This is a genomic window from uncultured Clostridium sp. (assembly GCF_947036855.1).
In the GTDB taxonomy this organism is placed as follows: domain Bacteria; phylum Bacillota; class Clostridia; order Clostridiales; family Clostridiaceae; genus Sarcina.
Window position 1 is genome coordinate 1 of the sequence record NZ_CAMQRY010000001.1, and the last position, 23,223, is coordinate 23,223.

Sequence of the window (23,223 nt, forward strand, 5' to 3'; positions counted from 1 at the left end):
TTATAGAGGATATAGTTATAGAAATGAATGGAAATCCAGTTGTAGAGGCAGAAAAAATAAAATAATTGAATAAAAGAGTAGTTTAGTTACGCAAAATATATTAAAATATATTATATAATTAACCAATTATTTAGATTTTAGGAGAGTTGAAAGATGGAAAATTTACATGAAGAGTTTTATAGAGAAATGCAAAATCTTGAAGAAAAAATAAATTGTTCACTTAAAATAAAGATGGATTTAAAAGCGTTTGAAGATAATAGTGAGCTTATAAGTTATGTTGAAAAAGTTATAGAAAAAAATGGTGGTAGAGCAACATTTACTAAACTTTGGGGAAAAGGAAGACTTGACCTTAGCATAGAATATCTTGTTTTAAAAGATAGATATAAGAGTTTATTTTCAGATTATATAAAAGAGAAAAGCAGAGAAACACTTCGACAATATGGATTTGAGATTGACTAAAATAGAAAAACTAAAGAGAAGATGAGGATTTAGACTTTAAATATTTAAATGAAAATTTAAGTTTAAAGCATAAATTAGAGTCAGGAGGAATTTGTATGAAATTAATATCATGGAATGTAAATGGAATAAGAGCTTGTGTGAAAAAAGGCTTTATAGAGTATTTTAAGGAACAAAATGCTGATATATTTTGTATTCAAGAAAGTAAGCTTCAAGCAGGTCAGATTAACCTTGATGAAGAGCTTAAAGATTATCATCAGTATTGGAATTATGCTGAGAAAAAAGGTTATTCAGGAACAGCTATATTCACAAAAAAAGAACCTATAAGCGTAAGTTATGGAATGGGTATAGATGAACATGATAAAGAGGGTAGAGTTATAACACTTGAATTTGAAGATTTCTATATGATAACAGTTTATACACCAAATTCTAAATCAGAACTTTTAAGACTTGATTATAGAATGGAGTGGGAAGATGCATTTAGGGAGTATATGATGAAGCTTGATAATATTAAGCCTGTTGTTGTATGTGGTGATTTAAATGTAGCACATAAGGAGATAGACCTTAAAAACTTTAAGACAAATAGAAATAGTGCAGGATTTACACAGCAGGAGAGAGGTAAGATGGATATTCTTATGACATCAGGTTTTGTAGATAGTTTTAGATATTTTTATCCAGAAGTTAAAAGCCGATATTCTTGGTGGTCATACAGAGCTAATGCAAGAAATAATAATGCAGGATGGAGAATTGACTATTTCCTAGCATCAGAAAAACTTAAAGAAAGAATAAAAGACGCAGACATACATCATGATATACTTGGTTCAGATCATTGTCCTGTTGTTTTGTATATGGATTAAAAGATAGGTGGTTGTAAATAATACAGCCATTTATTTTTTTTATCTGATATTTAAAGGGTAAAAAAGGACAGGTTGAAAAACAACCTGTCCAGATATAGAATTATTTTATTAAGTTAGATTCAGCTATGTGAGATTTTAATAACTCACCTGATTCTTTTAATTTAGCCTGCTCTGAAACACTTAAAGGCATTTCGATAATTCTTCTTCCTCCACCTCTATTAACAATAGTAGGTATAGCTAAGTGAACATCACTAATTCCATATTGACCTTCGAATAATGAAGATAATGGAAGGATTGAATTTTCATCTCTTAAGATAGCTTCAACTATTCTTGCAACAGATAATCCGATAGCATAGTTTGTATATCCTTTTCTGTTTATGATTTCATAAGCAGCATGTTTAACCTTCTCAGGTATTTCAATTCTCATAGTAGTATCACATTTTTCATGTGATTCACAGTATTTATCAACTGGCATACCAGCAATATCTGTTAAACTCCAAGCAACGATTTCTGAATCTCCGTGCTCTCCAACAATATAAGTATTAACATCTTGAGGAGCTATTTCTAAATGCTCACCAAGCATGTACTTAAGTCTTGCAGTATCAAGAACAGTTCCTGATCCGATAACTCTTTCTTTTGGGAATCCTGATATTTTGTAAGCTATGTGAGTTAATATATCAACTGGGTTTGAAACAACTAATAATATTGAGTTAGGGCTATATTTAACGATTTGAGGTATTATTTGATTAAATACTCCAACGTTTTTGTTTATTAAATCAAGTCTTGTTTCACCTGGTTTTTGTCCAACACCAGCTGTAATAACAACTATATCTGAGTTAGCTGTATCAGCATAATCTCCTGAAGTTACATTTACAGATTTAACGAAAGATGCTCCGTGAGCAAGATCCATTGCCTCTCCTTCAGCTTTTTCTTTATTTATATCAACTATAACTATTTCTGAAGCTAATGATTGAATCATTAATGCGTAAGCAGATGCTGATCCAACGAATCCTGCTCCAATTATAGAGATTTTGTTAGTCTTTTTATTTATCATTAAAATCACTCCTAAAGTTTTTTCTTATAGTATGTTTAGATTTATTATCTTAAGTAAGATATGAACAACTGTGTTATAAAAAACACAATGTTTTAAGTTTTTATGTACAAACCTATCATATATTATGATTATATACTATAAAAATGACATAATCAATGGATTTTCGACAATTCAAAGTTTGTTAACAATTAGGCAAAAAAACTTTGAAAAAAAGTAAAAATGATTAAAAAAGAGAAAAATAAGAGGTGAAGAATAATTAAGCTATTTTAAAATAAAGGTCTAATAAAGCCTTAAATACATTAATTTGGAGTGAATTTTTTTTGTTTAACTGAGCAATAAGTAATATAATGATTATAAATATAAATGTTAAAAATATGTGAATATTGTGAAGGGGTGGAGTTTTGGAACATGGACAAATTAAACATATGCTTAATAATCGTAAGAATTTAAAGACAAAACTTATTATTGAAGGAGCTTTAGTTGGTCTGATTGCTGGGGTAGTCATGGTACTAAATAAAGTTATAGTTGATTTATTATTCTCACATTTTAAGGAATTATATGCTTGGGCAAGAGAAGACTATACTGGTATGGTTGTTGTTTTCTCATTACTAATAGTAAGTGGACTTATTGTTGGTAGAATGGTTAAAAAAGAACCTATGATAGCAGGAAGTGGTATTCCACAAGTTGAGGGTATACTTAGTAGAAATTTAAAAGTAAGTTGGATTAGAGTATTAATCTATAAATTCTTTGGTGGGATCTTAGTTCTTGGAACAGGATTATCAGTAGGTAAAGAAGGTCCATCTGTTCAGATGGGGGCATCTATTGGACAAGGTTTTGGAAAACTTTTTAAACGAATTAACATAGAGCAAAAGTTTTTAATTACAGCTGGAGCATCAGCAGGACTTAGCTCAGCATTTAATGCTCCGTTATCAGGAGTTATTTTTGCATTAGAAGAAGTACATAAAAATTTCTCGCCAATTGTTTTAATATCTGCAATGACAGCATCACTTAGTGCTGATTTTGTATTAAGACAAGTACTACATGCGGGACTTGCATTAGATTTTGGAGTGCAAATGCAAACATTGCCACTTGAATATTATTGGACACTTATAGTACTTGGTTTAATTATAGGAGTAGGTGGTGCTATTTTTTCAAAAGGAATAGTTGTAGCTCAAAATTTATATGGAAAAATTAAATTACCAGTAGAATTTAAAGTAATAATTCCATTTTTACTTACAGGAATTATAGCTTTAACGCTTCCTGTATTACTTGGTGGTGGGCATCAGTTTATTATGAGTCTTCCAAATGGAAACTATACACTTATTATGCTATTTGCACTTCTTGTAATTAAGTTTTTATTTACAATATTATGTTTTGGTTCAGGTATACCAGGAGGTATTTTCTTCCCACTCCTTGTACTTGGTGGAGTTATAGGAGATATATTTGGAATTATAATATGTCACTATCTTGGGCTTCCTAGTATATTTATACTGAACTTTATAATTCTTGCAATGGCAGGGAATTTTGCATCAATAGTAAAAGCACCAATAACTGGGATGGTACTAATAATGGAAATGACAGGTTCATTTGAGCATTTACTAGCACTTTCAATAGTTGTAATAGTATCATATACAGTATCAGATTTATTAAAGATGGAGCCGATATATGAAACTCTCCTTGATAGGCTTTTGGTGAAAGTTGGATATAAGAAAGGTGAAATTATTTCGAGTAATAAAACTTTAATAGAAACTGTTGTTGAAGTTGGATCAATTGTAGAAGGTAATCTTGTTAAAGATTTAAATCTTCCAGAATGTTGTCTTCTTGTTTCAATTAAAAGAGGAGAAAAAGAAATTATACCAAGAGGCTACACTAAAGTAATTGCAGGAGATTATCTTGTTGTTATGGCTAGTGAAACTAAAGAAGCAGAAATGTTTGAGATTTTAGAGAGAATATCAGTTGCTAATAGATACGTAATTGATGATATAGAGTAAAAGAGAAAGGTAGTCTAGTTTTTAAAACTAGGCTACCTTTTTTTGTACATTTAGACTATGTCCCAATGCTCTTTTTATACTAATAACTGAAATTCCAAGACATAGAAGTTCAGTTATAGGTGTTGATATCCAGATTCCATTCGCTCCAAGTAATTTTGTAGAGATAAATAGAACTGCAATAATTATTACTATTCCTCTTGAAAGTGAAATTACAGTAGCAATAGCAGGCTTTTCAATCGCAGAAAAGAATCCTGATATGATAATGTTGAATCCCATAAGTAGGAAGGTAAGGCTATATATTTTTAGAGAAATATTAGCTAAATTATTTAGAGATGGATCAGATCCATCTATAAAGATTGAAACTATACTTGATGTGAAAACATTTGTTAGTAAAAATGTAGTAATTGATGCAATTAAAATTGCAGTAATACTCATTTTAAATAAATAACGTACTGATTTTATAGAACCTTTTCCAAAATAATAACTTACAAGTGGTTGCATTCCTTGAGTTATACCAATCATTGTCATAAGAACAAGTGAACTTGTATAACTTATAATACTATAGGCAACAACACCATTTTCTCCGATATACATTAAAATATACTTATTGAATAATAATATAACAATACCAGCAGCAAGTTCAGTTAATGAATCAGGGAATCCAATAGTAACAATTCTTAGAATTTGCTTAAAGTTAATTTTAAATTTAGCAAATTTAAGAGTAGATCTTTTACTAAGGAAATGGCTTAAGAATATTGCACCAGATAAAATCTGAGAAAGTCCAGTAGCAAAAGCTGCTCCTTCAATTCCCATATTAAGTTTTGCTATAAATATATAATCAAGTAAAACATTTGTAAGAGCAGCTACACCAACGGCTATAATTGATAGGTATGGTGAGCCATCAGTCTTACATAAAACTTCTAAATAATATGAAATCATAAAGAAACCATTGAAAAACACTATTGTTTTTAAATATTTTAGGACTAAATTTATATTATTAGGTTCCGCACCTAAGAAATATGCAAATGAATCAATATTAAAATATATTAGTATAAAAGTCACGATACTTATTGTGATAAGACACACAAGTCCAAGTGTGAAAGTTGAATTTGCTTTATTAGCTTGTTTTTTACCAAGGTACATAGCTATAATTGTCGATGATCCTATGGCAAAAAGTATAGACACAGCAAATATAATATTAATAAATGGCATTGATATGTTTACAGCAGCTAGTGCTGATGGTCCAACATATTTACCTACAAATATACCATCGATGATAGTATATAATGAAAACACCCACATCGCACAGATTGATGGGATTAAATAATTGAAAAATTGTTTTTTAAGAGATTTCTTCTCTTGCGAGCTCATTTTATCACTTCCTTATATACCATACTAAACTATGGTATAATACTATAGTCAATAGGTTAATTTACTAAAAGTGGAAAATTAATTTTAAGGGGGAATATTTTATGAAAGAATATTATAAAATTGGTGAGATATCAAAGATATATGATATAGGAAAAGATTCGCTTATGTACTATGAAAGACTTGGTATTTTAAAGCCAATAAGGGATGAAAATTCATATAGGCTTTATAGTATAAATGATATATGGAAGTTAAACCTTATAAAGGAACTTAGAGCTTTAAATTTTCCAATGAGTAGAATAAAGGAGTATATTGATAATAGATCAACAGAGTCTACAATAGATATTTTTAATGAAGAAGTAGATATTTTAGATAGAAAAATAAGTGAGTTTAAGAAAAAAAGAAAAGAAGTTTCAGAGAGAGTTAATATAATAAAGAGAGAAAGTACTTCTGAAAAAATTGGAATGATAGAACTTAGAGATATACCAGAGCGAAAAGCTATAAGGTTAAATGGAAATATAAAAAGGGATGAAGAAGCAGATTTTCTTATAAAAAAATTACATGAAAAGTTTGAAGAGAAGTTTAATATTCTTGGAAATAATAATATTGGTTCAATATTTTCACTTGATAAGGTTAAATGTGGAGAATATAACTATTATAAAAGTGTTTTTTGTTTTTTAAAGAGTAATAATATAGAAAAAAATGATTATAGTAATATGAGTTTTAATGAAGGTAAGTATTTATGTTATACATATAAGGGAGATTATTCTAAAAAAGAAGAAGTTTTAGATTTTATGTTCAAGTATGTAAATGAAAATGAACTTACTATAATGGGTGATATAATAGAGGTTTATAAGATTGATATACATGAAACTTCTAATAAAGATGATTTTATAACTGAGATACAAATAGAAGTTAAGGATAAAAATACCTCTAATAAAATTTAGAGATAGTGATAATACTAGTAGTAACTAATTGAAAGAGGAGTGAAGATAGTATGGGAAAAAATAAAAAGAAAAAAGCTAAGTTTGATAATTTAAATGAGTTTACAAAAGGTGATAGTAATCAACTTAAACAGAATATAAATAACAATAATACTTTTGAGGAAAGATTTGATAATACTAAAAATAGATTTTCTTAAAATCGATAGTATTATTAAAAAGAGTATAAGGTTTTCATAAAGATTTGGCATTATTTTTAATGCTAAATCTTTTTTTTATGTCTAAAAACAGAATAAGATGGCTATATTAATACATAGAATTATATATCTAAGTATATTGGAGGGATGTAAATGAGATATGAAAGTATATCTGTAAAAAGAGTTATAACATATTTTAATAACCCTATCGAGCAAGGTGGTTTTTGGCTTCCAAACATAGAAAAAGAGTTTGTTTGGAGAGAAGAACAAATAGAGGCTATTGCTGATAGCATTATGAGAGAATACCCAATTGGTACATTTCTAGTTTTAAAAACTAAGAAACCTATTAATTACAGAAGATTTGTAAATACTTATAGCGAAGGTGTAAATATAAATAGTAATCCAGAAGCAATAACAGAAAATCAAAAACTTTTGGTTTTAGATGGACAGCAAAGACTACAAAGTTTATATATAGGGCTCAATGGTAGCTATAATGGAAAAGAATTATATTTTAATGTTCTAAGTGGGTATAAATCTAATGATAAAGGACTAAAATATGATTTTAAGTTTATGGATGATGATGAAAAGGAAGATTACTGGGTTAAGGTAAAAGAAATTATAAACTCAGATAAAAAAAATAATGCTAATAGAAGAAATGCTATAGCTAGAATTGAAAAAGAAGCTAAAGAAGAATTTAGTCAAGAAATTAAAAATATAATTGATGATAATTTAGATAAGCTTATAAACTGTTTTACAGTTAAAGAAATAGTTTGTTTTGCACTGCTTGATGATGTTGATAGTGATGGATTATATAATAGAAATGATATTTGTGATATTGTAACAAGGCATAATTCTATAGGGTCTGTTTTTAATAGGGATGATTTAAGCAAAGCACTAACATAGCAAAAAAGATTTTACTAATGCATTTAGTAAAGTCTTTTTTCTTTTTAGTAGGTTACATAAGAATTTTATCAAAAAATGTTGTTTTTACTTACTAAAAGAAGAAACTTTTGAATATATATTAAGGAATAAATATATATGGAGGGTTAATTTATGAATCCAATGGTTATAGTTATACTTATAGCAATATTTGCTCTTATTATAGCATTCTTTATAGCAAAAGAGGTGAGTGCTAAACCTGATGGTAATGAGAAGATGAGAGAAATTGCTGGATGTATTTCAGAAGGTGCTATGGCATTTTTGAAAAAAGAATATCAGTATATAAGCGTTTTTGTTGCTGTTATAGCTGTCGTTATTTGTATATTTTTAAGCTTTAAAACAGCTATTAGTTTTATTCTAGGAGCAGTTTTTTCTAGTTTTGCTGGATATGCAGGAATGAAAATTGGTGTTAAAGCTAATGTTAGAACTACTGAGGGGGCTAGAAAAGGACAAAAGGAAGCTTTATCAGTAGCATTTTCAGGTGGAGCAGTTATGGGACTTTGTGTAGTAGGACTTGGAATACTTGGGCTTGCTATGCTTGTAGTTATTTTTGGTCTTGATAAAATTGGTGTGGATAGTATAACAGGTTTTGGACTTGGAGCATCTTCAATAGCTTTATTTGCTAGAGTTGGTGGTGGGATTTATACAAAGGCAGCAGATGTTGGAGCTGACCTTGTTGGAAAAGTTGAAGTTGGAATTCCAGAGGATGACCCAAGAAATCCAGCTGTTATAGCAGACAATGTTGGTGATAATGTTGGTGATATTGCAGGAATGGGAGCTGATTTATTTGAGTCTTATGTTGGTTCAATAATTGCAGCAATAACACTTGGACTTGCTGTGAGTGGAAATATTGGAATGGAAAATGCTTTGATTTTCCCAATACTTATTTCAGCCGCAGGAATTATAGCTTCAATAATAGGGATTTTTTATGTTAAAGTTTCTAAAGTTGATAATCCACAAAAAGTTTTAAATATAGGTATGTATATTGCAGTTGCTATTATGATAGTTTTTGCAGGGGTTTTAAGTAATATGCTTTTGACTAGTATGAAACCATTTATTGCAGTTATAGTTGGAATAACAGTTGGAACTATAATTGGGAAAATTACAGAGGTATATACATCAAGTGAGTATGCTTCTGTAAAATCAATAGCTGATAAATCAGAAACAGGAGCAGCTACTAATATTATTCAAGGGCTTGCAGTAGGAATGAAATCTACTGTTTTACCTATTATTGTTATAGGTGCAGGAATAATTGTTTCATATGCAGCAATGGGAGGAATGCAAGAGCCCAATATGGGACTATATGGAATAGCTTTATCAGCTGTTGGAATGCTTGCAACATCAGGAACTATAATTTCAGTTGATGCTTATGGACCAATAGCAGATAATGCTGGAGGGATTGCTGAGATGGCAGGACTTGATGAAGATGTTAGAGATATAACAGATAAACTTGATTCAGTTGGAAATACCACAGCGGCAATTGGAAAAGGTTTTGCAATTGGATCAGCAGCACTTACATCTTTAGCACTTTTTGCCTCATATGCACAGGCTGTTAAAATTGATACTATAAATTTATTAAACCCATTAACACTTGTGGGACTTTTAATAGGTTGTATGCTTCCATTCCTTTTTGGAGCTTTAACTATGGAGGCAGTAGGAATTGCAGCTACAGAGATGGTTGAAGAAGTTAGAAGACAGTTTAGAGAAAAGAAAGGTATTATGGATGGAACAGAGAAACCAGATTATAAAAGATGTATTGATATCTCGACAGCAGCAGCACTAAGGCAAATGATATTACCAGGAATACTTGCAATAGTTATTCCACTTAGCGTAGGTTTATTATTTGGAGTTGAAGCTTTAGCAGGAACAATAGCAGGTGGAGTTGGTTCAGGAGTTTTAGTTGCAATATTTATGTCTAATGCAGGTGGTGCTTGGGATAATGCTAAAAAGTATATAGAATCAGGTGAGCATGGTGGAAAAGGAAGTCAGGCACATAAGGCAGCAGTGGTAGGGGATACAGTTGGAGATCCATTTAAGGACACTTCTGGGCCTTCTATGAATATTCTAATAAAACTTATGACTATCGTATCAGTAGTTTTTGCAAGTGTTATATTAGAATATGGTAATATAATTGGAAAATTATTTTTTTAAGTAAATATATAAATAAAAATCAGGCATCTAATTTAAGATGTCTGATTTTTTTGTTGTGCTAAGTGAGAAGTAGAATAAAACTCCATTCTCTGTATTTCTAGAACCAAAATCACTATGATGAAGTTCTAGAATGTTTTTAGAAATAGAAAGCCCAAGACCTGTACTTCCACTATCTCTGTTTCTAGAATTATCAGCTCTAAAGAACTGTGTCCAAATTTTGCTATGAGTATCTTCAGTTAAGGTAACATCTGTATTTTCTATATAAAATATAACTTTAGTGGATTCTCTTATAAGCCTTATGTTTATACTTGCATTAGTAGGACTATATTTTATAGCATTGGTTACAAAGTTAGTTATAACTTGCTCAATTTTAAATGAGTCGCCAAGGGTATAAAAACTATCATCCTTATCAATATTAAGTGTTAATTTAAGCTTATTTCCAGAAAAATTATTTTTATGCTTAGCTATTATTGATAGAACAACTTCTTTTAAAGAGAAATCTGATATTAATAAATCTGTTTTACCTGATTCAAGTTTTGTAAGGTTCAACATATCAAGTACAAGTTTATTCATTTTAGAAGCCTCATCAATAATTACATCAAGATATATATCACGAGATTCATCATCAGCAATACCATCTTTTAGTCCTTCAGCATATCCAGAAATTATTCCGATAGGAGTTTTAAGCTCATGAGATACTCCAGCTATAAAATCTTTTCTAAATTTATCAACTTCTCTTTCTTTTGCAATTTCTTGCTCTAAGTGATTGTTTTTGATTTTTAAATCTTCAAGAGCATCTGAGAGTGTAGTTGATAGAATATTTAAAGAAGTAGCAAGGCTACCAATTTCATCATTTCTTTTGACTACGCATTTTTCAGAAAAATCCATGCTACTCATTTTTTTAGCAGTTTCATTTAATTTAAGTAGTGGTTTAGAAATTAAGTTAGAAAATATATATGCTAGTATAAGGCATATAAATATAAGTACAAAAAATATTGCTTTATAAAAATCATTCATTATTACACTAGCTTCTTGTATTGGTCTAAGTGGTGATATGGCTATAAGCACAGAATCATTTTGGTGATAGAGTGAAAATGGAGCCATAGATACAATATGTTTTTCATTTGTATCACTTGATAAAAGAGTGGTAATTATTTTATTTGATTCAATTAATTGGTTTGTATATCTTTTATCATAGTATAGTTTATTAAATATGCTATTTAACGTTGATTCAAGGCTAGGATTAGCATTTTCACCAACTATATACCGAAGCTTACCATCAGTTGAGTAAATGGCTATTTTAGCTGTATTTTCAATATCAAAAAGAGCCATAGCAGCATCTAGTTCTTTTGGATTAGTAGCTGCTTTGAATTGGTACGTAGTTCTAAATTTTAAAACAGAGTTTTGCAAATCATCACTTTTTTTGTCTGTATAGTACATTTGAAAGAAAAAACTTTGAAATATCATAAATCCAATTACAAGTGATGATATTAATGCAAAGATTATAAGTATTAATTTTTTTGAAATACTATTTTTCATCTTTAACTTCAAATTTATATCCACTTCCTCTTACTGTTGTAATATATGAAGATTTATGTAAAAGTTTTTCTCTAAGTCTTTTTATGTTTGTATCTACTGTTCGGATATCTCCAAAATAATCATATCCCCAAACATTGTCTAAAATTTTATCCCTTGATAATGCAATTCCTTTATTAGATGTTAAATAAAGGAGTAAATCGTATTCTTTTGGTGATAATGCAAGTATATTCTCATCAAGAGCTACTTCATGAGAAAGTTTATTTATTTTTAAGCCGTCAAAATCAGATAGGTTTTTATTTATATTTATATTTTCAGTTCTTTTAAGTAAAGCGTTTACTTTTGCTACAAGTACTTTTGGACTAAATGGTTTAGTAACATAATCATCAGCACCGAGTTCGTAGCCATGTAGTTTATCTTCTTCTTCTTCTCTTGCTGTAAGTAACACTATAGGTATATTTGAAACTGATCTTATAGTCTTACATACATCAAAACCATTAATTTTAGGCATCATTATATCAAGTATGACAATGTCTATATTATTTTCAGAAAAATTTCTAAGAGCTTCCTCTCCATCACTAGCTTCAAGGATATTAAATCCACCCTTTCTAAAGTAGTCACGCAGGAGAATTCTTATTCTAAGTTCATCCTCAACTATTAGTATATTTTTATTCATTTTAAAAATCACCCCAAATTTATATTGCGTTAATCATAATTATTATTATACAATGAAAATTAGAATATAGTAAGAAATATAGTAAATAGAGAAGATAAAATGGAGATTTTTATGGATAAATGGAATTTTGATAATAAAGTTAAAACATTAAACAATGGTTTGAAAATTATAACAGTTAAGAAAAATACGAATATAGCAGCAGTAAATGTTGGAATTAATATAGGTTCACTTTATGAAAAAGAAAGTGAAAAAGGAATTTCTCATTTCTTAGAACATATGATGTTTAAAGGAACTGTAAAGAGAGATAATGAAGTTCTTAATACGGACTTAGAATTTTTAGGTGGGGACTATAATGCATATACAGATAATTTAACAACTGTGTATAGTGCAAGTTCTTTAGAAGATGAGATTGGAAATGCTACAAATATTATTGCAGATATGGTTATGAACTCAGTTTTTGATAAAAAGGAAATTAAAAGAGAAAAAGGTGTAGTACTTGCAGAGATTAGAGGTAGTAAAGATAGTGTTGAGGATTTAAGCTTTAGAAGACTTAATGAACTTGCATTTAAAACATCAGCACTAAGATATGATGTTCTAGGTACTGAGAAAAGTGTTGCAAGTTTTAAAAGAGAACAACTTTTGAGTTATTATAAAAATTATTATACACCAGATAATACAACAGTAGTTTTAGTTAGTTCAATGGAACATGATAAAGCTATGGGGATGATAGAAGATATATTTAAAGAATGGAAAGGTGTATGTGCAAGTAAGATTAGTATAGAAGATGAAAAAAATGTTGAGGGTGTATTTATAACTTATAAAAAACAAATAGAGCAAAATACAATTTCATATTTATATTCACTTAATAATGTTGAAGAAAGAGATGAAATGGCATTAAAAATACTTAATCATAAACTTGGAGAGAGTTCAAACTCAATATTATTTAGAGAACTTAGAGAAAATAGAGGACTTGCCTATGATGTGTATACAGGAATTGATTTAAGTAAACATATAAAGCTTATGAATATTTTCATAGCAGTTGGTGAAGAATCAGTAGATGAAAGTAAGGAAGCTATTGATGAGATTATAGAAGACGTGAAAAATGAAGTTATTAAAATTGATGATAAAACTTTAAATCTTATGAAAAAGATTCATAAAACAGCAGTATTATCAACACTTGAGGACTCATTAGAACTTTGTTCTTATGTTATCAGTCAAAGTCTTGAAGGACTAAAGCTTGATGAGTTTACAGAGGATATGCAAAAGCTTAATAGTCTAAAAAGAGATGATATAACTAGAGTCGCAAATAAATATTTAGTAGCTCCAACTGTTCATATTTTAAAATCAGAGGAATAAGACATGAATAAAATAACAAGTATAGAAATTCAAAAAAGAAATCAAGAAAGAGTAAATGTATATGTAGATGGAGAATTTACATTTGCATGTAACTCTGAATTTGTTTATAAAGAAAATTTAAAGCAGGGGGAAGGAATTGACCTTGCTAAAATAAAAAAAATATTAATAGCTGATGAAGTGAAAAAATGCAAAGCGACAGCAATTAGAATTATAGAGAGAAGTCAAAAATCAGAAAATGAAGTTTATAAAAAACTATTAGAAAAGGGGTATGAAGAAGAGGCATGTGCTAGTGCAATTGCCTTTTTAAAAGAATACTCATATATTGATGATAGTAAATATGTTGGAATGTATATTAGAGATAGAGTAAAATCACAGGGACAAAATAAAATAAAGTATGATCTTATAAGAAAAGGGATAAGTGTTGATATTATAAAACTAGGCTTTGAAGAGAATATTGATGAAGATGCAGAATTTATAGCAGCACTTAACCTAGCAAAAAAAAGGTATGATATTTTAGCAAAAAGAGAAACTGATAAATATAAATTATCGCAAAAGCTTTATAGATTTTTAGTTACTAAAGGTTATGCTTTTGATTTAGTTTCAAAGATTGTAAAAAAAGTAACAAATGATGGTTTTGAGGAGGAGTATTATGAAGGCTAGTTATCTAGACATATTACTTATAGCGATATTTTTTATAACGATTATCGCAGCTAGTTTTAAAAAGTTTGATAAAAAAGAACTTTTATCTGATTTTTTATTTGGGGTGAGAGTTATATTTGCATATATAGGAGCATTTATAACTTATTATATAATCCAAACTAATTCACTTGCAGATAAAGGGATAGCAAGACTTGTATCATATGTTGATACATATATTATTTCACCATCTTTTACAGCATATATTCTTACAGTTGCAATATATGCTATTTCAATAATTATAATATATATAATTTTAAATATATTTTTAGGAATGTTTAGAAGAGTATATCTTATAAATAAAGTGAATAAGATTGAGAGTAAAAAAATTATAAAACGAAGAAAAAAATCAAGTTTTGATGGGATGATTTTTAATATTCCAACGGCTATATCATACTGCCTTATAGTAGCTAGTATATTTGTTCTTTTATCAGTAAAAGGAATATTACCGATAAAAGGAGAGTCAGCATTTGTATCTCATGCATTAGAAGGATTTGAAAGTGTAAAAGTTAACAATAGTAATAACCCTTTTAATGATTTTGAGTTCACTAAAGGTGATGACCTTATATCAGCAAATTCTAAAACAGGAACGCATGAGGATGAAGAAAATGTCATTGTTTATTATAATGGTGTAACATTAGACCAAGCGATTACTAGTAATTCAGCTATTGATGCTAAAGCTAAAGAGCTTGTTAGTGGAGATACTGATGCTATAGAGAAATCTAGAGCATTATATAACTGGGTAGGAAGTAATATAACTTATGATGATGCTAAAGCAGAAGAAATAACAGTAGATAAAGGAAAAGGTGTTAAATCAGGTGCAATTGAAGCATTTGATACTCGTACAGGAGTTTGTTTTGACTATGCTAGTTTGTATACAGCAATGGCAAGAGAAGTAGGATTAAAAGTAAGGATGGTTTCTGGTGAAGGATATACAGGAACATCATGGGGACCACATGCTTGGAATGAAGTTTATATACCAAGTGAGAAAAAGTGGATTCCAGTAGACACAACTTTTGCAAGTTCAGGAGATTATTTTGCAACAACAGATTTTTATGACACACATAGAGATAGTAAAATAATTGGGCAATGGTAAAATAGTAAAACCTATCTTTTAGATTTCTCTAAAAGATAGGTTTTTTCTATATTTTTGCATCATATAATTTTTTGCTAATAAGCCTTATGGCTTTTTCACATTCTCTATCTGTATTATCAAGAGCCCAAGCAAGGTTAAATAATCTTAATGCTTTTTGATTATCTTGTTTCATTGAGTAACAATATGCAAGATTAAAAAAATACTTTGATTCCTTACAGTATTTTAAAGCTGAAGAAATCATCTCTATGGCTTTATCAAATTCTTTTAACTTTATATAACAAACACCAGCATTATAATATGAGTGTGATTCATACTGACTGCTATCAATAGCTTTTGTATAATAATCTAATGCAATGGCATAATCTTGATTATTATAAAATTCATTAGCCTTTGAAAAATAATTCATATTAAACCTCCTAAGAATAATTCATATGTTATATTATTGACGAGTTTTTTTTAGAATATACGTCTTTATATAAATAATATGTCAAGTGTAGAAATTTATTCTATATTTATTTTTTCTTAAAATTGTTGACAGTATACAGGCGTGAATAGTATTATATTAAATATAATTGAATATTTACAAACTTTGATAAAGAGGAGTAAAGATAGGAAAAATATTTTAGAGAGAAAATCCATTGGCTGTAAGATTTTTATATTTGATATCTTGAAGGTAGCTTTTGAGTTTCTTTGGTGAAATTAAGTAACTAAAGACGGCAATTCTGTCGTTATTATAGAGAGCCCTTATATCTATGAGGGAAAAAAGGTGGTACCGCGAACTTTCGTCCTTTTGAGGATGAGGGTATTTTTTTATACTTTTTTAGGGGGAAATTACTATTTAAACTATATTATTTTATGATAGTAGAGTGTAAAATAATAATTTGAAATCTAAAAATAGAGCTTGTAAATAATTAGATGAAATAATAAGCAGTAGCTTAAAATAAAGAGGAGGATTTTTTATGGATAAAATGAATGGCCAAAATATAGCAACAACTTATGATCCAAAAGAATTTGAAGACAGATTATATGCAGAGTGGATGGAGAAAAAATACTTTACACCAAAAGCTGATAAGACTAAAAAGCCTTATACAGTAATAATGCCACCACCAAATATAACAGGTAAATTACACCTTGGACACGCACTTGATAATACACTTCAAGATATTCTTATAAGATTTAAAAGAATGCAAGGGTTTGAAACTTTATGGCTTCCTGGAGAAGACCATGCAAGTATCGCAACTGAAGTTAAGGTTGAGAATGAACTTATAAAGCAAGGTCTTTACAAGAAAGAAATGGGAAGAGAAGCTTTCCTTGAAAAAGTTTGGGAATGGGCAGAGGAGTATAGAGCAACTATCAGAGGTCAAGTTCAAAAACTTGGATGTTCTGCTGATTATACAAGAGATACATTCACAATGGATGAGAATGTTAGTGAAGCTGTTAGAGAAGTATTTGTAAGATTATATAAGAAAGGTCTTATATACCAAGGAAATAGAATAACTAACTGGTGTACTAAGTGTCAAACTGCTTTATCAGATGCAGAAATTGAACATGAAGAAAAAGAAGGTCACTTCTGGCATATTAAATATCCAGTAGCTGGTTCAGATGAATTCTTAGAAATTGCTACAACAAGACCTGAAACTTTACTTGGAGATACAGCAGTTGCTGTAAACCCAGAAGATTCAAGATATAAGCACCTTGTTGGAAAAATGCTTATATTACCACTTGTAGGAAAAGAAATTCCAGTAATAGCAGATGATTATGTTGATGCTGAGTTTGGAACAGGAGCAGTTAAAATTACACCTGCTCATGATCCTAATGACTTTGCAGTTGGACAAAGACATGACCTTCCAATTATAAGAATTATGGATGATGCAGGAGTTATCAATGGACTTGGTGGAAAATATCAAGGATTAGATAGATATGATGCAAGAAAAGCTATTGTTGCAGATTTAGATGCACAAGGTTTACTTGTTAAAGTTAAACCTCATAGTCATAATGTAGGAACTCATGATAGATGTGGAGTTGTAGTTGAGCCAATCATATCAAAGCAATGGTATGTTAAAATGGAAACTCTTGCAAAACCTGCTATTGAAGTAGTTAAAGAGAAAGAACTTAAGTTTGTACCAGAAAGATTTGAAAAAACATACTTTAACTGGATGGAAAATATCCAAGATTGGTGTATTTCAAGACAATTATGGTGGGGACATAGAATACCAGTTTGGTACTGTAAAGATTGTAGTGGGATAACTGTTGCAACTGAAGCACCATCATGCTGTGAACACTGTAAATCAGAAAACTTAGAGCAAGAAACTGATGTGCTTGATACATGGTTTAGTTCAGCACTTTGGCCTTTCTCAACACTTGGATGGCCTAAGAAAACAGAAGATTTTGATTTCTTCTATCCAACAGCTACACTTGTAACTGGTTATGATATCATATTCTTCTGGGTTGCTAGAATGATATTCTCAGGAATTGAATGTACAGGCAAAATACCATTTGATACTGTATTAATGCATGGAATAATAAGAGATGAAAATGGAATAAAAATGAGTAAATCTCTTGGTAATGGAGTAGATCCTATAGAGGTTATAGATGAAGTTGGAGCAGATGCTTTAAGATTCATGCTTATAACAGGAAATTCACCAGGAAACGATATTAGATATATTCCAAGCAGAGTTGAAGCTGCAAGAAACTTCGCTAATAAAATTTGGAATGCTTCAAGATTTGTTATGATGAACCTTGATAGAGATTTAATGGAAAAATATAAAGATAATAAAGATTATAGCTTAGCTGATAAATGGATATTATCAAGAATGAACTCAGTAGTTTCAGAAGTAACAGATAACTTAGAGAAGTTTGAGCTAGGAATAGCACTTCAAAAAGTACATGATTTCTTATGGACAGAGTTCTGTGATTACTATATAGAATTAGTTAAACCAGTATTATATGGTGAGGATGAAGCTGAAAAAGGAAGAGTATTTAATGTATTATATACTGTTTTAACAACAGGACTTAAACTTCTTCACCCAGCTATGCCATTTATCACAGAAGAGATATTCACACACCTTAGCACAGAATGTGATTCAATTACGATTTCTGCTTGGCCTGTATGTGAAGAAGCTATGGTTGATACTAAAGCAGAGAAAGATATGGAGTTCATAATGGAAGCTATAAAATCTCTTAGAAACTTAAGAGCTGGTATGAATGTACCACCTTCAAGAAAAGCTAAGGTATTTGCATTTGCATCAGAAGAAGCTAAGGAAGCATTTAAAAATGGATCAGCTTACCTTGAAAAACTTGCTTCAGCATCAGAAGTTGAGTTCTTAGACAATAAAGAAAACTTAGATAAAAATTTAGTTTCAGTTGTTGTTAAAGGTGGAGAGTTATTCTTACCATTACTAGAGCTTGTTGATAAAGATCAAGAACTTGAAAGACTTGGAAATGAGAAAAAGAAATTAGAAGGTGAAATATTAAGAGTTGAGAAAAAACTTTCTAATGAAAGATTTGTAAGTAAAGCACCAGAAGCGGTTGTTGCAGAAGAAAAAGCTAAAGGTGATAAATATAAAGAAATGCTTGAAGCAGTTCTTGAAAGATTAGAAGCTTTAAAGTAATTTAAAATTAATATAGGAGGGGAATTTATGAGGTATGAAGAGGCTATGGAATATATAGCTAGCACTTCACGCTTTGGTATGAATTTTGGTCTAGATAGAGTTAAAGCTATGCTTTCTCATCTAGGCAACCCACAAAATGATTTTAAATGTATTCATATTGCAGGTACGAATGGTAAAGGTTCAACAACTGCTATGATTTCTTCAATTTTAAAAGAGGAGGGGTATACAATAGGAATGTATACCTCTCCTTATTTAGAAGAATTTGAAGAAAGAATACAAGTAAATGGGGTAAATATACCAAAAGAGAAGTTAGCAAGTCTTGTAACAGAAATAAAAGATATTATTGAGAGCGTAATAGCAGATGGTTTTGATGACCCTACACAATTTGAAATTATAACAACACTTATGTTTTTATATTTTTCAAGAGAAAAAATTGATTATGCAGTTATAGAAGTAGGACTTGGAGGAAGACTTGATGCTACGAATGTTATAGATAATCCACTAATTAGTGTGATAGCTTCAATAAGCAAAGACCATATGAATATACTTGGTAATACTATAAAAGAGATTGCATTTGAGAAGTGTGGGATAATTAAAAATACTTCTGTTATTTCATATCCACAAGTAAGTGAAGCTATGGAAGTTATAGAAGAAGTTTGCATAAAAAGAGGCGTAACTCTTATAAAAACAAATTTAGGTGATATAAAAGAAGTAGTAAGTAATAAAGAGAGAAATACTCAAATTATAACTTATAATTTAAATGGTAGAGAAGTTGAAGTTGAACATACTCTTCTTGGTGATCATCAGGTGAAAAATACACTTGTAGCAATTAATGTTATTGATGAATTTTCAAAAAAAGTTAGGAAAATATCTGATGATACAATAAAAAATGGACTATCTAAAGCAAAATGGATTGGTAGAATGGAAGTTATGAAAAAAACTCCTCTTGTAGTAATTGATGGTGCTCATAATCTTGATGGTATAAATAGTCTTAAAAATTCAGTATCTAAGTATTTTAACTATAAAAATATAATTTTAGTTCTTGGAATACTTGGAGATAAAGAAGTTGAAAAAATGGTTTCTGATATATCAGAGATTTCAAAATTTATTATTTTAACAGAACCTCATAATGATAGAGCTAAAAGTATAGATGAAATGGGTGAATATCTAGAAAAGCTTGAAAAACCATATGAGAAAATTTTAGACTATGAAAAAGCTTATAAAAAAGCATTAGAAATTGCAGGAAAAGATGATTTAATTCTTGTATGTGGTTCACTATATATGATTGGTGATATGAGAACTGTAATCAAAAATTCTTAAATTTGAGTAAATTATTAAAGTCTTAGTAATGATATAGTTAATATATTATGATAAGATTTAAGTAATAATAGATTTAAAAGGGGGGAGATTTATGAGTGATGAAATGAATTTTTATACACTAGGTGAAGAAATAGCTAATGCTATAACTCATGGTGTTGGACTATTACTTGCAATTGCAGGTGCTGTGGTACTTATAATAATGGCTGCCTTTACAGGAGATCCATATAAAATAGTTAGTGTTAGCATATATGGAGCATCATTAATTATACTTTATCTAGGTTCTACACTGTATCATAGTATACCAGGAAAAACTTGCAAAAAAGTTTTTAGAATTATAGATCATTCATCTATATTTATTTTAATAGCTGGTTCATATACACCATTTATGCTTATTGTTTTAAGAGATGGACTGGGATGGTATATGCTTGGTAGTGTTTGGGTAATTACAATTCTTGGAGTGGTTTTAAAAGCTGTTTGCTTGAATAGATTTACTAAAGTATCAACATATTTATATATTTTAATGGGATGGCTTATAGTTATTGATATTAAAGGATTATATAATGGGGTTGATATGACAACGCTTGTTCTGCTTGTATGTGGAGGTCTTTCATATACATCAGGGTGTATATTTTTTGCAAAAGATAATTGGAGATATAACCATTCAATATGGCATATATTTGTTATGATTGGAAGTATATTCCACTATTTTGCAATTATGAAAATAGTATAGTAAAAAACTCGTAGATTTAAAATCTACGAGTTTTTGTTGTATATTAAGTAAATTGTTATAGATGCTAAAAGTGTAGCAATCATATCAAAAATATCAAAAGGACTATTTATAAAAAAGTGATGGATAATTTCTGATATAAATCCAAGTACAAAAATTGAAGTAATAATTATAATAGAATCTCTTTTAGTGCAGATAGACTTTTTAAAAAATAAATTTTTAAAAAATACAAAAAATAAAAATGGTGCAAATAAATTAGGGGCAATACCAAGAAAAAATCTTATAGGTAAATAGTTTATAAGAGTAGTTTCTCTTAATAGTCCACAAGCAAGCCATAAAACACCTATAAAGATTAATAAATTATCTTTTGAGTTTGATATAGTACCATTACTAAAGTTAAGAGTCTTTAGAGATAGTTTATCAAAAAAATTAGATTTGTTTTTCATAAATTATTGATAACTCCTTTACTAAATATTTATTTAAATATATGAAAAGACAGAAGTAAAAATTACTTCTGTCTTTTGCTTAAGTGATAATATTAGATTTCATATTTAATAGATATTTAAGTTATTACCTATTAATATGTTCATCTGTTTTTTTTAGTGCTTTTTTATTTTTTAATCTATAGTCTAAATATCTAACTGCATAGTTTCGGATTAGTGCAGCAATTGGAACACTTATAAACATTCCAAGAATTCCACCAAGTCCACCACCTACTGTTACAGCAAAAATGATAAGTAGTGGAGAAACTCCAACTTTATCACCAAGTATTTTAGGTCCTAGATACCATCCGTCAAATTGTTGAAGAAGGAAGATAAAGAATAAAACCCATATTGCCATAGTAGGGCTTACAAACAGTGTTAAGATGAATGCTGGAACCATACCTATAAATGGCCCAAAGTAAGGTATCATATTTGTAATACCAACTATTAGAGCTATTAATGCAGCAAACGGTGCTTGCATTAGAAGTAATCCAACATAACACATAATTCCGATTATAAGAGAATCTATTGTTTTACCAACAATGAATCTTGAAAATAAATAGTTAGAGTCTTCTAAAAAGTCTAATGCGAATTTAGCTTTATTATTTGAGAATAAAGCATTTACCACTTTTTTAGTACCATCTATAAGTTTATCTTTTTCAGCTAACATATATATTGAGATAATAAATCCAAATATAAATTTAACAAATGAAGATGTGAAAGCAATAGTTTGACCAACTAATGTTCCAGCAAATCCAGCAAAAGCACTACTTACAGCTTTGAATGTATCAAGAACTGAAGATTCAAGTTTTTGTGAGATTTCAGGTGAACTTTTACTAAAGTCAGTGAAAAACTCTGTTATAAAACTTTCGGCCGTATGCATATAAGCAGTTATATTATCTGCTAAATCAGATAAGCTATTAAGTATAGTCGGAAGTATTACAAGTAATAAGAATATAAATACTATAACAGTAACTATATAGCATATTAGAATACTAAGACTACGTTTAAGTTTAAACTTTTTCTCGATAAATAGCATAAGTGGGTTTAATAAATATGCTATTCCAAATGCCCAAAAGAATGGAGTCAAGATTGAAAGCATATCTGCAAAGAAACCTTTAAAGATAATTTCAATACTAAATACTGTTTTTAATATTAATATAGAAATTAATATTATTGGAATTAAATTAAAGTGTAATTTGAATTTTTTAAACAAAATTTGTCCCCCTTTGATGTAGCGTAGTTACTCTATAAGAGCTTCCATTATTTTAGTATATATAACTGATGAATTACCTTTCCACTTAGAACATAATTCCTTAGCCTGTGCCTTTGTTGGAACACTAACATTTAAATCGAGCAACGTACAATTCCCCTCAATTGCTTTTAGATTTACTGAAAATGAATCATTATTATCTGGAGTATAGTCGGCAAATATGTTAAGTTCATTTTTTATTGAATCTATTTGCTCAGAAAGATAGTCATCTATTGATTTAATCTTTCCAGGAGATAGCCTGTCATTGAATAAGTCAAGAACAGAATCACCTTTCTTTGTAAGAAGGACAAGTTCCTTGTTATCAGTTACTTCTAGTTTAATAAAGTTAGACTTTTCTAACTCTGCTATATACTGTTGAAGTGTAAAATAGTTAATAAAACTATGTTCTAAAACTATATCAGTAAGCTTTGAATTAGATATAGTATATCGTATAGATTTTATTATATATAAAAGTAAAAGCTTATTTTCTGCAAGTTCTACAGTGTTATCATACATT

21 protein-coding genes and 1 other annotated feature are annotated in these 23,223 nt (G+C 29.3%); of the genes, 13 read left to right on the forward strand and 8 right to left on the reverse strand.

The window, feature by feature from the left end; translation table 11 throughout:
* The first annotated feature begins 153 nt into the window (after positions 1-153).
* Positions 154-459 (forward strand): hypothetical protein, encoded by a 306-nt coding sequence (locus Q0V15_RS00005; protein WP_297434938.1) that lies wholly within the window; start codon positions 154-156, stop codon positions 457-459.
* 95 nt (positions 460-554) lie between these two features.
* A complete protein-coding gene (locus Q0V15_RS00010) occupies positions 555-1,313 on the forward strand; it encodes an exodeoxyribonuclease III (RefSeq protein ID WP_297434939.1) in 759 nt (252 codons plus the stop codon).
* Positions 1,314-1,413: 100 nt separating this feature from the next.
* Here Q0V15_RS00010 and Q0V15_RS00015 read toward each other — a convergent pair whose 3' ends face one another.
* Positions 1,414-2,367, reverse strand: coding sequence for an L-lactate dehydrogenase (locus tag Q0V15_RS00015; protein ID WP_297434940.1), 954 nt, complete (start codon positions 2,365-2,367; stop codon positions 1,414-1,416).
* Between the two features lie 425 nt (positions 2,368-2,792).
* On the opposite strand from Q0V15_RS00015, the gene Q0V15_RS00020 reads away from it, so the two are divergent.
* A complete protein-coding gene (locus tag Q0V15_RS00020) occupies positions 2,793-4,358 on the forward strand; it encodes a ClC family H(+)/Cl(-) exchange transporter (RefSeq protein ID WP_297435041.1) in 1,566 nt (521 codons plus the stop codon).
* Positions 4,359-4,385: 27 nt separating this feature from the next.
* On the opposite strand, the gene Q0V15_RS00025 is transcribed toward Q0V15_RS00020, so the two are convergent.
* Positions 4,386-5,729, reverse strand: coding sequence for an MATE family efflux transporter (locus Q0V15_RS00025; RefSeq protein ID WP_297434941.1), 1,344 nt, complete (start codon positions 5,727-5,729; stop codon positions 4,386-4,388).
* A 101-nt stretch (positions 5,730-5,830) separates the two neighbouring features.
* Between Q0V15_RS00025 and Q0V15_RS00030 the strand changes: the two genes are divergently transcribed.
* The 4 genes from Q0V15_RS00030 to Q0V15_RS00045 all read left to right on the forward strand — a co-directional run bounded on the left by Q0V15_RS00030 (position 5,831) and on the right by Q0V15_RS00045 (position 9,954).
* Positions 5,831-6,673 carry a MerR family transcriptional regulator gene (locus tag Q0V15_RS00030; RefSeq protein WP_297434942.1) on the forward strand — a complete coding sequence of 281 codons (843 nt, stop codon included), beginning with the start codon at positions 5,831-5,833 and terminating at the stop codon, positions 6,671-6,673.
* Positions 6,674-6,723: 50 nt separating this feature from the next.
* Complete coding sequence (locus tag Q0V15_RS00035) at positions 6,724-6,867, forward strand: hypothetical protein (protein ID WP_297434943.1); 144 nt, start codon at positions 6,724-6,726, stop codon at positions 6,865-6,867.
* A gap of 150 nt (positions 6,868-7,017) precedes the next feature.
* The gene (locus tag Q0V15_RS00040; protein WP_297434944.1) at positions 7,018-7,767 is read left to right on the forward strand and encodes a DUF262 domain-containing protein; all 750 of its coding nucleotides are present in this window, start codon (positions 7,018-7,020) and stop codon (positions 7,765-7,767) included.
* A gap of 150 nt (positions 7,768-7,917) precedes the next feature.
* Positions 7,918-9,954 carry a sodium-translocating pyrophosphatase gene (locus Q0V15_RS00045; protein ID WP_297434945.1) on the forward strand — a complete coding sequence of 679 codons (2,037 nt, stop codon included), beginning with the start codon at positions 7,918-7,920 and terminating at the stop codon, positions 9,952-9,954.
* Between the two features lie 27 nt (positions 9,955-9,981).
* Here Q0V15_RS00045 and Q0V15_RS00050 read toward each other — a convergent pair whose 3' ends face one another.
* Both Q0V15_RS00050 and Q0V15_RS00055 read right to left on the reverse strand, forming a co-directional pair.
* Positions 9,982-11,493, reverse strand: coding sequence for a HAMP domain-containing sensor histidine kinase (locus Q0V15_RS00050; protein WP_297434946.1), 1,512 nt, complete (start codon positions 11,491-11,493; stop codon positions 9,982-9,984).
* Positions 11,483-12,166, reverse strand: coding sequence for a response regulator transcription factor (locus tag Q0V15_RS00055; RefSeq protein ID WP_297434947.1), 684 nt, complete (start codon positions 12,164-12,166; stop codon positions 11,483-11,485). Before Q0V15_RS00055 ends, Q0V15_RS00050 begins: the two co-directional genes overlap by 11 nt.
* A 111-nt stretch (positions 12,167-12,277) precedes the next feature.
* On the opposite strand from Q0V15_RS00055, the gene Q0V15_RS00060 reads away from it, so the two are divergent.
* From Q0V15_RS00060 to Q0V15_RS00070, 3 genes are read left to right on the forward strand one after another with little or no spacing between them, the layout of a single operon-like run.
* On the forward strand, positions 12,278-13,522 hold the full coding sequence (locus Q0V15_RS00060) for a pitrilysin family protein (protein WP_297434948.1): 1,245 nt from the start codon (positions 12,278-12,280) through the stop codon (positions 13,520-13,522).
* Between the two features lie 3 nt (positions 13,523-13,525).
* A complete protein-coding gene (gene recX / locus Q0V15_RS00065; protein ID WP_297434949.1) occupies positions 13,526-14,182 on the forward strand; it encodes a recombination regulator RecX in 657 nt (218 codons plus the stop codon).
* The gene (locus Q0V15_RS00070; RefSeq protein WP_297434950.1) at positions 14,172-15,314 is read left to right on the forward strand and encodes a transglutaminase family protein; all 1,143 of its coding nucleotides are present in this window, start codon (positions 14,172-14,174) and stop codon (positions 15,312-15,314) included. Before recX ends, Q0V15_RS00070 begins: the two co-directional genes overlap by 11 nt.
* Before the next feature lie 46 nt (positions 15,315-15,360).
* Here Q0V15_RS00070 and Q0V15_RS00075 read toward each other — a convergent pair whose 3' ends face one another.
* Positions 15,361-15,720 carry a tetratricopeptide repeat protein gene (locus Q0V15_RS00075; RefSeq protein ID WP_297434951.1) on the reverse strand — a complete coding sequence of 120 codons (360 nt, stop codon included), beginning with the start codon at positions 15,718-15,720 and terminating at the stop codon, positions 15,361-15,363.
* Between the two features lie 174 nt (positions 15,721-15,894).
* Positions 15,895-16,107, forward strand: a binding site (T-box leader).
* 175 nt (positions 16,108-16,282) lie between these two features.
* Between Q0V15_RS00075 and Q0V15_RS00080 the strand changes: the two genes are divergently transcribed.
* The 3 genes from Q0V15_RS00080 to Q0V15_RS00090 all read left to right on the forward strand — a co-directional run bounded on the left by Q0V15_RS00080 (position 16,283) and on the right by Q0V15_RS00090 (position 20,975).
* The gene (locus Q0V15_RS00080) at positions 16,283-18,925 is read left to right on the forward strand and encodes a valine--tRNA ligase (protein ID WP_297435042.1); all 2,643 of its coding nucleotides are present in this window, start codon (positions 16,283-16,285) and stop codon (positions 18,923-18,925) included.
* 27 nt (positions 18,926-18,952) lie between these two features.
* Entirely contained in the window at positions 18,953-20,245 is a 1,293-nt protein-coding gene (locus tag Q0V15_RS00085) for a folylpolyglutamate synthase/dihydrofolate synthase family protein (RefSeq protein WP_297434952.1), read from the forward strand.
* Positions 20,246-20,336: 91 nt separating this feature from the next.
* A complete protein-coding gene (locus Q0V15_RS00090; RefSeq protein WP_297434953.1) occupies positions 20,337-20,975 on the forward strand; it encodes a hemolysin III family protein in 639 nt (212 codons plus the stop codon).
* Positions 20,976-20,998: 23 nt separating this feature from the next.
* Here the strand turns inward: Q0V15_RS00090 and Q0V15_RS00095 are convergent, their stop codons facing one another.
* The 3 genes from Q0V15_RS00095 to Q0V15_RS00105 form a co-directional block, all read right to left on the reverse strand.
* Complete coding sequence (locus Q0V15_RS00095) at positions 20,999-21,418, reverse strand: hypothetical protein (RefSeq protein WP_297434954.1); 420 nt, start codon at positions 21,416-21,418, stop codon at positions 20,999-21,001.
* A 124-nt stretch (positions 21,419-21,542) separates the two neighbouring features.
* Positions 21,543-22,670, reverse strand: coding sequence for an AI-2E family transporter (locus Q0V15_RS00100; protein ID WP_297434955.1), 1,128 nt, complete (start codon positions 22,668-22,670; stop codon positions 21,543-21,545).
* A gap of 27 nt (positions 22,671-22,697) precedes the next feature.
* Positions 22,698-23,222, reverse strand: a complete 525-nt coding sequence (locus Q0V15_RS00105) for a DUF4364 family protein (protein ID WP_297434956.1) — start codon at positions 23,220-23,222, stop codon at positions 22,698-22,700.
* Position 23,223: the final 1 nt, after the last annotated feature.